General features: G+C 35.4%; 12 protein-coding genes and 2 tRNA genes. 6 read left to right on the top strand and 8 right to left on the bottom strand.

All coding sequences use genetic code 11. The annotated features are described in order from the left end of the window. Positions 1-397 precede the first annotated feature (397 nt). The 4 genes from purK to ACFFIT_RS01210 all read right to left on the bottom strand — a co-directional run bounded on the left by purK (position 398) and on the right by ACFFIT_RS01210 (position 3,491). Complete coding sequence (gene purK, locus ACFFIT_RS01225; protein ID WP_385875676.1) at positions 398-1,543, bottom strand: 5-(carboxyamino)imidazole ribonucleotide synthase; 1,146 nt, start codon at positions 1,541-1,543, stop codon at positions 398-400. A gap of 39 nt (positions 1,544-1,582) precedes the next feature. Beyond that, a complete protein-coding gene (purE, locus tag ACFFIT_RS01220) occupies positions 1,583-2,086 on the bottom strand; it encodes a 5-(carboxyamino)imidazole ribonucleotide mutase (protein ID WP_385875623.1) in 504 nt (167 codons plus the stop codon). A 93-nt stretch (positions 2,087-2,179) separates the two neighbouring features. Further along, entirely contained in the window at positions 2,180-2,980 is an 801-nt protein-coding gene (locus tag ACFFIT_RS01215; protein WP_385875622.1) for a UDP-2,3-diacylglucosamine diphosphatase, read from the bottom strand. A 22-nt stretch (positions 2,981-3,002) separates the two neighbouring features. Next, positions 3,003-3,491: a peptidylprolyl isomerase gene (locus ACFFIT_RS01210; RefSeq protein ID WP_385875620.1), complete on the bottom strand. Its 489-nt coding sequence runs from the start codon at positions 3,489-3,491 to the stop codon at positions 3,003-3,005. A 197-nt stretch (positions 3,492-3,688) separates the two neighbouring features. Here ACFFIT_RS01210 and cysS point away from each other — a divergent pair, with 197 nt between their 5' ends. The 4 genes from cysS (at position 3,689) to ACFFIT_RS01190 (ending at position 8,571) form a co-directional block, all read left to right on the top strand. Further along, positions 3,689-5,119, top strand: a complete 1,431-nt coding sequence (cysS, locus tag ACFFIT_RS01205) for a cysteine--tRNA ligase (RefSeq protein ID WP_385875618.1) — start codon at positions 3,689-3,691, stop codon at positions 5,117-5,119. A 369-nt stretch (positions 5,120-5,488) separates the two neighbouring features. After that, on the top strand, positions 5,489-6,451 hold the full coding sequence (accA, locus tag ACFFIT_RS01200; RefSeq protein WP_385875616.1) for an acetyl-CoA carboxylase carboxyl transferase subunit alpha: 963 nt from the start codon (positions 5,489-5,491) through the stop codon (positions 6,449-6,451). A gap of 75 nt (positions 6,452-6,526) precedes the next feature. Continuing rightward, positions 6,527-7,993, top strand: coding sequence for a tRNA lysidine(34) synthetase TilS (gene tilS / locus ACFFIT_RS01195; protein ID WP_385875615.1), 1,467 nt, complete (start codon positions 6,527-6,529; stop codon positions 7,991-7,993). 161 nt (positions 7,994-8,154) lie between these two features. Beyond that, positions 8,155-8,571, top strand: a complete 417-nt coding sequence (locus ACFFIT_RS01190) for a DUF423 domain-containing protein (RefSeq protein WP_385875613.1) — start codon at positions 8,155-8,157, stop codon at positions 8,569-8,571. Here the strand turns inward: ACFFIT_RS01190 and ACFFIT_RS01185 are convergent. The 4 genes from ACFFIT_RS01185 to ACFFIT_RS01170 all read right to left on the bottom strand — a co-directional run bounded on the left by ACFFIT_RS01185 (position 8,545) and on the right by ACFFIT_RS01170 (position 10,244). Continuing rightward, positions 8,545-9,027 carry an acetyl-CoA sensor PanZ family protein gene (locus ACFFIT_RS01185; RefSeq protein WP_385875611.1) on the bottom strand — a complete coding sequence of 161 codons (483 nt, stop codon included), beginning with the start codon at positions 9,025-9,027 and terminating at the stop codon, positions 8,545-8,547. The genes ACFFIT_RS01190 and ACFFIT_RS01185 overlap by 27 nt on opposite strands. A 213-nt stretch (positions 9,028-9,240) precedes the next feature. Further along, positions 9,241-9,316 (bottom strand) — tRNA-Thr (locus tag ACFFIT_RS01180). Positions 9,317-9,321: 5 nt separating this feature from the next. Next, positions 9,322-9,409 (bottom strand) — tRNA-Ser (locus ACFFIT_RS01175). A gap of 295 nt (positions 9,410-9,704) precedes the next feature. Beyond that, positions 9,705-10,244 (bottom strand): DUF1523 family protein, encoded by a 540-nt coding sequence (locus ACFFIT_RS01170; RefSeq protein ID WP_385875610.1) that lies wholly within the window; start codon positions 10,242-10,244, stop codon positions 9,705-9,707. 203 nt (positions 10,245-10,447) lie between these two features. On the opposite strand from ACFFIT_RS01170, the gene ACFFIT_RS01165 reads away from it, so the two are divergent. Further along, the gene (locus ACFFIT_RS01165; RefSeq protein ID WP_385875608.1) at positions 10,448-12,238 is read left to right on the top strand and encodes a DUF3413 domain-containing protein; all 1,791 of its coding nucleotides are present in this window, start codon (positions 10,448-10,450) and stop codon (positions 12,236-12,238) included. A gap of 34 nt (positions 12,239-12,272) precedes the next feature. Further along, positions 12,273-13,583, top strand: a complete 1,311-nt coding sequence (locus tag ACFFIT_RS01160) for a sugar efflux transporter (protein WP_385875606.1) — start codon at positions 12,273-12,275, stop codon at positions 13,581-13,583. Positions 13,584-13,835 lie beyond the last annotated feature (252 nt).

The raw sequence follows: 13,835 nt of genomic DNA, 5'->3' as shown, positions 1-13,835 counted from the left end.
GTTCTTTATCATAAAGCTGATGAGAATGCGCCGTAAGTAAATTCTTAAAGGAGTCTCTAAACTGCCAAAATCAAATTTTAAAGGAATTTCAGTGATCGTAAACAAATTTATAGCCAGAAAATAAAAAATAGAAAACACTTCAATTATATATAGCGCTCATCTTTGAATTATCTCTTCAAAAACAGATGTTTGAATTGACGAATAGAGACTGAATTTCAGATTTCTCTTTGCAAAAATCAATCCATATACAAAGAGATCATAAAATCGGACTGCTTTTTGTGTACTTTTTATAATGAATGCGAAAAGACTTTTTTATTTAGCAGAACTAAAGTTTGAGAACGTATAAAAGTAAAGGGATGTGCCCCAATCATTATTGAAAGCACATTTTATAAAAAAGTTACAAGGTATTTTTGACCCATTCTATAGAATCACTATACTCATCAGGCAAGTTTAAGAATAAAGCATCTAATGCTTCATTTATTAAACATTTATCTGTGGACGATATATTTAAGTGACCCAATTTTCTTCCAATCCTTGGCTCTTTATCATACCAATGCAAATTAATAAGACTGTGATTAAGCCAGGCATAGTTAATCGGGGTTCCAATAATATTTATCATGACAGATGTATTGTAAATAATTGGTTTTAGTAAAGGTAAACCACAAATCGCTCTTATGTGTAGTTCGAACTGGCTAATTGACGCACCATTTTGTGTCCAGTGTCCACTATTATGTACTCGAGGTGCTAACTCATTGATAAGCAGCCTAGGACCGTCATCAGAATTAACTACAAAACATTCCATAGCGAGAACACCAACATATTGTAAGTCATCTAATAAAGAACCTAACATGTTTTCTGCCATCTCTTGCAGTTTTAAAAGATTCTTTTTATAAGGATGTTCAGATGCTATCTTAGTCTCTTGGTGCTCTGAGTTAACCGAAAATGCCACGCTGGCTCTTAAAATACCCTCTTGATGGTAATTATGAGTTATAGGGTAAAAAACTTTTTCACCCTCATAATTTCTGGCGCCAACTAGTGAAATTTCATAGTTAAAAGGGATCATCGCTTCAGCAATTGCTTCACCAACAAGTTCTTTAGGAAGTGACTCGTTGATGTTGTCTTTATTGACTCGCCATTGACCACGTCCATCGTACCCACCGGTCCTTGTTTTGATGACAATGTTTTTATCTAAATTGTTAAATAAATCTTGCCATTTGTCTTCTTCAGGGAGTAACTGCCATGGTGCGGTATTCAGATTTAATCGATCAATTAATTTTTTTTGGGTATAGCGATCTGCTAATTGGGCAAAAACGGTTTGATTAACGAAACAGGGTTGTGAAGATAAAAAATCAGTAATAGGTGTCGCAGGCCATCTCTCTATTTCTGCTGTAATTGAGGTGGGTTGAGTTAACTCTTGTTTTAATGAATCAATTGAAAGTTTAGACTCTAAACCGATGGCTTTAACTTTAACACCTAAAGGCTCTGCAGCTTGCCTTAGCATTCTTGCGAGTTGGCCATCACCTAGCACGTAAACATTTTGGATAGGTTGATTTTGAGTAAAAAGAGATGAACTTACCATGAATTACTCCTCTCTAGGATCAGGATGATTAAGTACCATTTCAGTTTGTTGCTCACGCCATTGATGTAATCTTTTGAATAAATCATTATCATTAGTTGCTAGAATTTGTGCTGCAAGAAGTGCGGCATTTGCAGCACCTGCTTTACCTATGGCTAAAGTGCCTACAGGAACCCCTTTAGGCATTTGTACAATTGAATATAAGCTATCTATACCGCTCAGTGCCGCACTTTGAACAGGCACACCTAACACTGGGATAAGTGTTTTTGCTGCGATCATACCTGGCAGGTGAGCGGCGCCTCCTGCTCCAGCAATAATCACTTCAAACCCTGTTTCTTTGGCAGTTGAAGCAAAAGAAAACAGTTTATCTGGTGTTCTATGCGCGGAAACTATTTCTACATGGTAACTAAGGTTAAGCTCATCTAACAGATCAGCAGCATGTTTCATCGTTGCCCAGTCACTTTTTGAACCCATGACGATGGCAATTTTGGCAGAAAAATTTGAAGACATTTGGCATCCTTATGTGTTAATGGTCAGCGGAAAATATATTTTGCTTATTATACCCATTAAATGAAGTCTCGTTAAAGTAATTATATGCTATTGTTATTCTCTTTTGATGAAGTCAGGAAATAGAGTGGCTTCACTAAGAACTTTTAACGGGGTTATAGTTTTATTCCCCCAAGTAAATTGTATTAATTGTGGAATTTCATCAATTTGGATATACCATCCTTTTTGCTCCCAATCACCTAAGACCATCCGATAGGCTAAATGATTAGTTGGAAGTGAAATTTTATGCAAATTTGGTCTATGGGTATGCCCATGTATTAGATAATCTATTTTGTCTTTTTCTGCAAGCAGTTCAACGGCTTGTTGATTAACATCCATAATGGCTTGAGATTTTTTCTGATTCGTTGCTTTGCTTCGTTCTCTTAAATGTTTAGCAAGTCGATATTTAACGTATTTAGGCAAATGCCTATAGAATAATTGAACCAGAGGATTATTGACACATTTTCTATACTTTTGATATGGAATATCATCGGTACAGAGGGTATCTCCATGCATCAAAACATATTTCTTATGATTATAGGCGAGCAAGATACTCTCTTTTTTTATGCGTTTGAAACCTGCTTTTTTTGCGAAGTCTTCGCCCAATAAAAAATCACGATTACCTGCGATAAAATAACAAGGAATGATTTGACTTAATTCTAAAAGTTGCTCAGCAATTTCTTTTTGATAATCACTCAGCATGTCATCACCTAGCCAAGCATCAAATAAATCCCCAAGAATATACAAAGCTGAGCCTTCTTTTTTTACTTTTGCTAAAAAAAGTAAAAAACCCTCAGTTATGTTGGCATTTGATTCCATTAAATGGATGTCTGCAATGATAAAAAGAGATTTACGCACATTAAATGCCTATTAAATAAGCCTATTCAGTGATAGTCACATGGGTAATGACAACGGCTTCAACAGGAACGTCTTGATGTATGCCATGCCTTGAAGTTTTAACGTCTTTAATTTTCTCAACCACATCCATTCCTTCGATGACTTCTGCAAAAACGCAGTAACCAGGTGATCTGTCTGAAACGTAATCTAAATAACTATTATCAACTAAATTAATAAAAAATTGCGATGTGGCTGAGTCAGGATCATTTGTTCTTGCCATCGCAAGCGTTCCTTTAGTATTTTTGAGCCCATTATTCGACTCATTTTTAATAGAAGGTTTTGTGGTTTTTTGATCCATATCTTCAGTAAAGCCACCACCTTGAATCATAAACCCTTTTATAACACGATGGAAAATAGTGTTATCATAAAAGCCTTCTTCACAATATTTTAAGAAGTTTTTAACAGTAATCGGAGCTTTATCTTCATGCGTTTGAATCTTTATATCACCTAAATTGGTATGTAATGTAATCATATTAGTTTTCCTTGGAGTAATTAGGACAATAAAAAAATATTCCATTAGTTTAGCATTTATTTGTAAATCCGTTAATCTTTAAAATTCTTTTTACGAGAGAGTTTTTTGATTTACATGCTTTTATGGTATATTTTGTTTTTATTTATTATAACAATCATCTTACTCTCACAATTAAAATGCAAAAATAGGTCGCCAACATGTCACAACTGCACATATTTAATACGTTAACACGTGAAAAAAAAGCGTTTGTTCCAATTACTCCTGGAAAAGTAGATATTTATGTTTGTGGGGTCACTGTCTATGATGCTTGTCATATTGGTCATGGACGCACTTTTTCAACATTTGATACTGTTGTGCGTTATCTAAGATATTTGGGATATCAAGTAAAATATGTACGTAATATCACTGACATTGATGATAAAATAATTAATAGAGCAAATGCAAATAATGAACCATGGCAAGCACTAGTCGCACGAATGGTCAAAAAAATGCATGAGGATTTTAGCTCGCTAAATATCTTACCCGCTGATGAAGAACCTCGTGCGACAGAACATATTCAAGAGATAATTGAAATTACCCAGAAATTGATTGATAGAGGACACGCTTACATAGCCAGTTCTGGTGATGTGCTGTTCTCGGTTGAAAGTTTTGAACAATACGGTCAGCTTTCTAGACAAAACCTAGAAAATCTATTAGCAGGTGCAAGAGTCGGCATAGAAGAAACAAAACGAAATCCCATGGACTTTGTGCTATGGAAAAGTGCGAAACCAGGTGAACCCGCATGGGCATCTCCTTGGGGAGAGGGCAGGCCTGGTTGGCATATAGAATGTTCAGCGATGAATGCAAAACAATTAGGTACGCATTTTGATATTCATGGAGGCGGTTCTGATTTAATGTTCCCTCATCATGAAAATGAAATAGCACAGTCACGCTGTGCTCACGATGGCCCTTATGTTAATTATTGGATGCATTCTGGAATGCTCATGATTGACAGTGAAAAAATGTCTAAGTCTCTCGATAATTTTTTTACTATTGAAGAAGTATTAAGCCAATATGATGGTGAAACAGTCAGATACTTTTTATTATCAGGACATTATCGTAGTCAACTCAATTTCAGTCATGATAATTTATCTCAAGCTAGAAGTGCTTTAGAAAGGCTTTATATGGCATTAAAAGGTACAGACGAAAATGTTAAGCCGTGTGGTGGAAAAACGTATATTGAACGTTTCAAATCTGCCATGAATGATGATTTTAATACCCCAGAGGCTTATGCAGTATTATTTGACTTAGCCCGAGAAATTAACCGTCTTAAAGCAGATAACACCAATGATCAGGAAGGAAATTCTGCTGATGATCTGGCCGCAGTTCTTCGTGAACTAGGTCAGATCATCGGTGTTTTAAACCTGCCAGTACAGCAGTTTTTACAGCAAAAAACAGGGGCATTCAAATCAAATGACCCAGCAAAACCCAACAGTGAAATATCTTTAATTGAGTCACTTATTGCACAAAGAAAGTTGGCAAGAGAAACTAAAGACTGGGCTGCCGCTGACAAAGCAAGAGACATGCTTATTGAAATGGGAATTGAATTAGAAGATGGACCTTTAGGTACAACTTGGAGAAGAAAATAAGTAAAAGTGCATTATAAATTGACTAGCAGGATTCTTTGGTGCATTAAATCATATCCATATTGCCTTTTTTTGTGTAAAATTGAGTGTGGGATCAATAAATTTAATTCTAAATTAAATGGAAATAGCGTCTATTTTGCGTTATGGTATAATAATCGCCTTATGAATAGAATTCTCAATACTAATGAGTAAAATCGTGCTGTGATACATTTAACGCGTTCTATAAGAACCTCTCGATAAGACTTATTTATTACCAATTTTTTGGATGTATTTGCTGGTTTTGTTTCGATAGATTTTAACTTCAATCTATATAATAGCGATACATCTATATATATAACTAATATTTTAAACATCATTTTAGGTAGATAGACTATGGCCGCTGCGTCAATGAATTTTTTAGATTTTGAACAACCTATTGCAGAACTTGAGGCAAAAATTGACTCTTTAAGTTCAATGGATCCGAAAACCTCTCATATCGATGTGCAAGAGGATGTAAAACGTTTGCGTGAAAAAAGTAACGACTTGACGCGTAAGATTTTTTCTGATTTAGGTGCATGGCAAATTGCTCAGCTCGCACGTCATCCGAATAGACCCTATACGTTAGATTATATAAGCCAAATATTTTCTGATTTTGATGAATTAGCTGGTGACAGAGCGTATGCGGATGATAAAGCGATTGTAGGTGGTATCGCACGTCTTGATGATAAACCGGTGATGATCATAGGTCATCAAAAAGGACGCGAAATTAAAGAAAAAATCAGGCGTAATTTTGGAATGCCTGCTCCAGAAGGGTATCGTAAAGCTCTTAGATTAATGGAAATGGCTGAACGTTTCAAAATGCCAATCATTACATTCATCGATACTCCAGGTGCTTATCCAGGAGTAGGTGCAGAAGAGCGAGGTCAATCTGAGGCTATAGCAAGAAATTTACGTGAAATGGCAGGCTTAAAAGTGCCGGTTATTTGTACTGTCATTGGCGAAGGTGGTTCTGGCGGTGCTCTTGCTATTGGTGTAGGTGATACAGTGAATATGCTTCAGTACAGTACCTATTCGGTGATAAGCCCTGAAGGTTGTGCGTCTATTTTATGGAAAAGTGCAGATAAAGCACCTATTGCTGCTGATGCTATGGGCATTACTGCACAACGCCTTAAAGAACTCAAGTTAATTGATAATATCATAGCAGAACCCCTAGGTGGCGCACACAGAAATGTCCCTGAAATGGCTGTTAACTTAAGAGCGGAGCTTATAAAAAATTTAGAAGCTCTCTCTTCTTTATCAATCGAAGAGCTGTTAGATAGACGTTATGCCCGTCTAATGGGATATGGATACTGCTGATCCCTATAAAACACGATCTAAAGAGGATAACTCTTAGATCGTGTTTTAAACTCATAAATTATAGCCACTCATATCATGTCTAATGAATTTTTTACACACCCTTTTTATTCTCATCTACTTGACTGTTTTCAAAAGTATCTCTCGAATCATTCTGCTGAACAAAAAGGGCAAAACTTTGAAATCACTATATTATTAGGATTAAGTGGTGGGCTAGACTCGGTTGTTCTTTTGGATCTATTGCATCATTTTAAAGCGCTACAGACAAAAGATAGGCCGCAAAAAGAAGCTATTTCTTTTCCTCTAATTAAACAGATAACAGCATTATACGTCCATCATGGTTTGAGTCAAAACGCTGATGATTGGGCTGATCATTCCCGTCGATTATGTGCAGAACTTGATGTAAAGTTTATTGTGGAAAAAGTGACAGTAAATCCTAAAAATAGTGGAATTGAAGCTGCAGCAAGAGATGCTAGGTATGCAGCATTTAAAAAACATTTAGGCAACAATACACTATTACTCACAGCACAGCATCTAGATGATCAAGCGGAGACTTTTTTACTTGCACTAAAAAGAGGAAGTGGCATAAGGGGTCTTAGCTCAATGGCCCCATGTCAACAATTAGATACAGGGCAATGGCAATTAAGACCTTTGCTCAATATTACTCGTCGTGAACTTGAAAACTATGCTCTTGACCGCAAGCTGACTTGGATAGAAGATGAAAGTAATGAAGACACACGGTTTGATAGAAATTTTTTGCGCTTAAAAATCCTTCCTCAGTTAGATGAACGTTGGCCTGGATTTAACCAATCAGTTGCAATGAGTGCACAGTTATGCCACCAGGAAGCGAAATTATTAGATGAATTGCTTTCACCTATCTTATACTCGGTCAGTTCTCTTGCTGACAAAACACTCTTGATTTCTCCATTAAAAGAGTGGTCTTTTGAAAAAAGACAAGCAATTATTAAAAAATGGTGTGAGCAATATACATTACAGCCCATCTCACGAGAACAATTGCGGAGAATTTGGGATGAAGTTGTCCTTAGCCGAGAAGATTCCACAGCGCTGGTTGAATTAGGTTTAGCGAAAGACAAACTCACACGATTAGAGATCAGAAGATATAAAGATAAACTCTATCTGGTTGAAGCATTCCATTTATTGACAGAGCAAGCGCTTTCTCACTGGGAGGAGGACGAATTAGTTCTTTCAAAAGATCATCCCAATATTATTTTGCCCTGGCAGCAAGAACCTATAAGTTTTAATGAGATTGTGTGTTTTATTCGTTTAAATAGTGAATCTTGTCCAAACGCAAGCTTATCCTTAATAAAGTATCTTAATGTGTTAGAGACTAAGGTATTGAGGGTAAAATTTAACTTAGCTAATACGACAAAAATAAAATTACCCAATAAAATTCATAGGCAAACCCTCAAACAACTTTGGCACTATTATGGTGTACCTCCATGGCAAAGGCGTCTTGTACCTATGATTTTTGAAAATGATCGATTGTTATGTGCTTTAGGCGTATTTGTAGCCGATCTCAGTTAAGGATAAAATCTATCTTGGAACCAGTTGGGTGATGAAGAGGTTTTATGCCGGTTTGTTTTTTTTCATACGTCTATGAATTCACTTATTAGAAACTATTTAATCGTTTAAAATAAACCTAGGCTAAGATATAAAAAACTATACCAGTACAATAAGAGGATTTTATGTTTATCAAGCAAAAACGAGCGTTAAGATGGATGATGATAGCTGCACTTAATATGGGCTTGGTTGTCCTTTTAGGAGCATTCGGTGCCCATGGATTGAGGACAATTGTAGACGATAGCACTCTTGATATTTGGGAAACTGCCGTTTTGTATCAATTTTTCCATGGCGTAGGGCTGTTTTTAATCGGGCTAATTTCGCTAACTATTCAGCATAAACTTCAGTTAATAGAACGTCATTTGCAGTTAATAGGCGTGCTATTTGCGCTTGGAATTATTTTTTTCTGTGGCAGTTTATATGGTCTAGTGCTTAGTGGCGTTAAAATATTAGGTATTATCACGCCTATAGGTGGGGCTTTCTTTATTATGGGATGGTTTTTATTATTTCTAGCCTTATTTAGATATTACCGTAATATTTAGAGAATCTAATGACTTAAATTCATTTTTGAGTGCATTAACTAAGTATGTATAGGCCGCATTTAATCCTTCGCATGAAAGATTGTTTTTATTTAATTCACCGATTACTGAGCGACTAATGTTTATTTCCCAGGAATAGGGCTTAAACGCACTATATTCGTTGTCAAATGAAATGATTGACTGATGCAGAAGGTAAAGCCCAACTCCTCGTCTTTGAGTGCTTTTTCGAACAATTAGATGGGGTATTGATTTGATATTTGAATTAAGATCTATCGTTAAAGATAATAATCCGATGATGTGGCCGTTAAAATGAGCGGTGTAGATGAAAAATTGGTCATTTTTATTATGAAGAAATTCTAATTCATCGACAAGACTTGGGCTAATTTTTAGAAGATCGGCACAAAAAACGCTATTGGCTGCAATTTCTGGATAAGAAGTTTTAATATGTACTAGGGACATAAATTATCTGCTTTCGGTTTAAACAAGTAGGAAAAATTGACATGTTAAAGATAATTCAGTTATCACAGAATTAAAAATTATTTTTTAATTCAATTGTTATTGCTTGTTATTACTTGTTAAAGTTTAATGAATAAAGTGCTAACAAAAAAAAAGACGCTTACGCGTCTCATATTTTATCTTCATGTGATAACTAATGTATACACTTTTGCTGTGTGGTGCCGGCTGCCGGAATCGAACTGGCGACCTACTGATTACAAGTCAGTTGCTCTACCAACTGAGCTAAGCCGGCAAAAGTGGCGGAAGGATAGAGATTCGAACTCTAGGTGCTGTTACACACGGCGGTTTTCAAGACCGCTGCCTTAAACCACTCGGCCATCCTTCCAACGGGAGCGAATTCTACAGATACTTTCATATCCTGTCTACACATTTTTTAATAAAAGTGAAAAAAAAAGTTTAAGTGGCTTTTAATTGAGCAAATAAGGTGTTTTTTGTCTGGTTTTTGCATAAATAACACCCTAACTTGAGTTGTAAGCACTTTGTACTCAAACCAGCACAAAGTGCTGGTTGTTAATTTTATACACTATCAGTCTATTAACATAATTCAAAATGTTGTAACTTTATTCTAATAGTTATTTACTTGTTCATAAAATATGAATAAACCAATAAATCATGGTAGGTTATTCTTTTTCAGCTTTTTTAAATTTTTTTCTTAACCATACTGTGATAAATATAAAAGCACTAGCCCAAGCACCTATACCTAAATAGCGTCTTATTGAGTAGGTATTTGTATCTGCTGTCGCTTGAGTGATGCTGACAATATTGGGAAACATACTGAACATATTCATCCGCCAGCCATAGGTAGTCACTAGAGCAAGTTCCTGACTTTGTTCAAATGCTTTTGCCCTTGCTTGAACATCAGCAGAATTAAACTTAAAGTAAAAAGGAAATCCCCACCCTGTATCCTCATTGCGAAAGACCCTCTCTTGAATCTTTCCATCTTCATTTTGCCAATTCCTGTTCGCGCTGATGTAATAAACATCCCTAATTTGACCATTTGCAGGGTTATTGGTCGTGATTACACCATCACCATCAACACGCTTAACTTCTGTACCTACAATTTTCACTAATTCACGAGAAGGTAGATAATAATCTAACCAAATAAAACTAACGATGGCTAACAAAGCCACTATTGAATAAACAATACGCTTTAGTAACATAGTATATCCTTATTTTAAATAAATTTAGCAAGGAGAACACGAATATAAAGGCTATCCTTAAAATACATACTATTGTATATCGTTTTTAATAATTAAGCGCTAAGATTTGAATTACATGATAAAATAACTCTCAATAGAATTAAAAATATTTTAAATTAATTTGTAGGTTAATTGATAACAAAGTCTGAGAATATATAAATTGAATGAAACTATCTTTTTTAAAGCATAAAGAAAATTTACAACGAAAAAATAATCATGATGAGCTGAGATATCAAATCGTCTCATGGGGGCATTGGTTTGCTCTATTTAATATTCTATTTGCTGTTATACTTGCCTCACGATATCTTTTCATTATGGACTGGCCTAATACGCTAGGCGGTAGAGTCTATGCAATGGTGAGTCTTCTGGGGCATTTTAGTTTCCTCGTTTTTATCAGCTATTTGCTATTTATATTTCCACTCAGTTTTATTCTCAGAAATCCTAAAACAATACGTATCATTGCAATTAGTCTTGCAACCATTGCTTTAACCGTTATGTTAGTTGATCAGCAAGTTTATCTGAGTGTTAATCTGCATTTAAATTCGTTGGTCTGGGCACTATTAATTGAACCAAGTTATAACGTCACGACTCATGAGTGGCAAAGGTTTTTTGCTTTCATGCCTATTATTTTTTTGATTCAATTACTTTTTGCTAATTGGAGTTGGTTAAAATTACGTAGCTTACAACGACAACGTTGGGTTATATGGCTTAGCACGTTATTTATTTTTTGTTTTATGGCAACCCATTTTGTATTTGCTTGGGCAGATGCCAATTTCTATCGACCTATCACGATGCAAAAAGCCAACTATCCATTGTCCTATCCCATGACAGCCAGAAGTTTTTTATCTCAATATGGTTTTTTTGACGAAAAATCTTATGAATCGAGATTAGTAGAAGAGGGCGATCCGACTTTGCATAAAGTAAATTACCCCTTAACTCCTATGGCTTTAGATGAAAAGGCGTCAGGCTATTCAATCGTGTTAGTAGTTTTTGATGAGTTAACTCAAGAAACCATTGATAAGTTACCAGGATTGAATAAATTCAAAGAAATGAATTTTTCTTTTAATAATCATTATAGCTTTAAAGAACCATTATTTGCTCTTGAATATGGGATTTCGCCTATTTACAAAGAGGCAATTCTAAGAGACAAACTCCCTTCAATGTTTAGTCAAGCATTAGAACAAAGAGGATATTTTCAACTTCATTATGATATGGGATTCGGCACAGAAAAAGGTCTTACTCGATTTGGTCATGAACCCCAAAATATAAAAACATTAGGAGCATTAGTAGACATTTTAAATAGAGATGTCTCAACGATACTAGATAAAAAAGTACTTCATGCGAAAATGACGGATTTAAATCAAAGTAAACAGACCATGCCATTTTTTGTCACAATGTTACTTTCATCACAAAAGACACTTTATTCTCCTGATAAATGGCAAACCTTACTTGCTAAAATTAATGAATTTAATAACAATACAGTTGTAATTATAACGGCCAAATCGACAAGTGATGGGAAAAAGAACGAACACTCTCCTTTGAAAGTTCCTCTGATGGTTAAATGGCCTGAAGTTTCTTTAGAGATCCCCGTTGATAAAGTGACAACACATCAAGATATCGTTGTTACTTTGCTTAAGAGAGCCTTGAGGGTAACTAATTTGACTGATGATTTTTCTCAAGGTGAAGATCTATTTATTAATACTCAGCATAATCCATTTTGGGTTGATGGCCGCGTTGATAATATGATAGTTCAGAATCCTGAAGGTAGTGTTATTTTGAATGCTCGTAGTGTCAAATTATTCAACAATCATACGGATGAAGTATCAGAGATTCGTGTTCAAGATTCTGCATCTGTTAAGAATGAAAAGATAGCAGAAGATTCAGACTTTAAGAAGAAACAATTAGGATTAGTCCTACAAGCGCTATTCGACTTGCAACGTTTTTGGAGTGATTAGTTGATTTATTAGTCAGTATTAATGGGAGAGTAGCATGAGTTTTAGGGGTTTTAAAGGTAAGGATCCTATTCAGGATAATGAATTCCATAAAAACGAAAATGCAATTATAATTACTTTTTTACTCTCTACATTTCTTGTTGGTGTCACAGGTGCATTACAAATCCCTGTGCTAAGTACATTTTTGAAAGAACACGTCAATTTACCAAGTATTCAACCTTTTTTTATTAAAGAGAGTGAGAAAACCCCTTCTTTTTGGATAGGTGCATTTTTTTTCACCAACGCGTTAGTTGGCATGATGATAGGACAATTTATTGGCGTTTTGTCAGATAAAGCTGGTGACAGAAAAAGACTTATTGCTTATGGTTGTATTTTTGGAGTAATGCAATGTGCCTTATTTGCCTTTAGCCGTAATTATTGGTTATTGCTTATATTAGGGATTTTTTTGTCGAGCGTGGCAGGCATTGTTCATGCACAGCTATTTGCAATGGCTCGAGAATTTACCATGCAAAGAGGGAAAACATCGGATTTATTTATGTCTACAATGCGTGCAGGCATTTCTTTAGCTTGGGTGTTAGGCCCGCCTATTGCCTTTTTTATGATTGTCCATTATGACTTCACCGCACTTTATCTATTTTCAGCCATCAGCTTGCTGTTGTCATTCTGTCTTATATTGGCCTATCTTCCTAAGATAAAAGTATTGGCTGTGAGAAAACGCACGGTGAGCAATGAAAGTAAACCCAAATCTAAATTAAATTTAACTGTTCTGCTCTTGATGCTATCTTGCACCTTTTTATTTGCTGCTAACGGTATGTACATTATAACTATGCCACTCTATATCGTTGAAACATTAAAATTACCTGAGAGTTTACCTGGGTTAATGATGGGAGTTGTGGCTGGCATAGAGATCCCTTTCATTATTTTGACCGGTTTTTTTGCCAATAAAGTCCCTAAAAAGTACATCCTTATTGCAGGAGCTTGTTGTGCTTTATTGTTTTATTTAACTATGAGTCAAGCCTCATCAACTTGGGTTTTGCTATCAGCTCAAATTTTTAATGCGATGTTCATTGGTTTACTCGCGAGTATTGGCATCATTTACTTTCAAGAATTAATGCCTAATCAAGCGGGGAACGCAACAACACTCTTCATGAATTCAGGACGTTTAGGTTCTTTATTAAGTGGGATGGGTTTTGCAATTGTCGTACAATTGTGGGGATATATAGGAATATTTTACTTCGCAGGTTCGCTCGCTATCATAGCACTTATTTGTCTTAGCTTTATTAAGTCGCGTTCTAATTCTGAAAAAAATGAACTAGAAGATGAAAATAATGTTAAAGGTCTGAGTTGAGTAAAGCTATCTAATTAACAGGATGGCCTCATGGCTTTTGAGGCCTCTAGGCTTTCTATCTATTTTTGGCGAATACCTAATTCTCGCGAAAATAGATCATACTAATAAAAACAGAGGGATTTTATACAGTATAGCTGCCATGTTATTGAGTGAAAGGATGAAATTTCACTCTTCTTTCATTAACTGCAAAAAGAATAGTCTCTTAAAATAAGAAATTTTAACTGCTTTGGCATTTATGGCGTTTTTTATCTT

This window comes from Thorsellia kenyensis, from assembly GCF_042432445.1.
GTDB classification, from domain to species: Bacteria; Pseudomonadota; Gammaproteobacteria; order Enterobacterales; family Thorselliaceae; genus Thorsellia; species Thorsellia kenyensis.
Note: the sequence above shows the minus strand (reverse complement) of the source record. Positions and strands in the feature narration are given on the sequence as shown.

Bases quoted from the DNA above. Each gene is read 5' to 3' on its own strand.
- tilS (WP_385875615.1), top strand. From the start codon at position 6,527: ATGTCTAATGAATTTTTTACACACCCTTTTTATTCTCATCTACTTGAC.
- ACFFIT_RS01210 (WP_385875620.1), bottom strand. From the start codon at position 3,491: ATGATTACATTACATACCAATTTAGGTGATATAAAGATTCAAACGCAT.
- cysS (WP_385875618.1), top strand. From the start codon at position 3,689: ATGTCACAACTGCACATATTTAATACGTTAACACGTGAAAAAAAAGCG.
- purE (WP_385875623.1), bottom strand. From the start codon at position 2,086: ATGTCTTCAAATTTTTCTGCCAAAATTGCCATCGTCATGGGTTCAAAA.
- accA (WP_385875616.1), top strand. From the start codon at position 5,489: ATGGCCGCTGCGTCAATGAATTTTTTAGATTTTGAACAACCTATTGCA.
- ACFFIT_RS01190 (WP_385875613.1), top strand. From the start codon at position 8,155: ATGTTTATCAAGCAAAAACGAGCGTTAAGATGGATGATGATAGCTGCA.
- ACFFIT_RS01185 (WP_385875611.1), bottom strand. From the start codon at position 9,027: ATGTCCCTAGTACATATTAAAACTTCTTATCCAGAAATTGCAGCCAAT.
- ACFFIT_RS01160 (WP_385875606.1), top strand. From the start codon at position 12,273: ATGAGTTTTAGGGGTTTTAAAGGTAAGGATCCTATTCAGGATAATGAA.
- ACFFIT_RS01165 (WP_385875608.1), top strand. From the start codon at position 10,448: ATGAAACTATCTTTTTTAAAGCATAAAGAAAATTTACAACGAAAAAAT.
- ACFFIT_RS01170 (WP_385875610.1), bottom strand. From the start codon at position 10,244: ATGTTACTAAAGCGTATTGTTTATTCAATAGTGGCTTTGTTAGCCATC.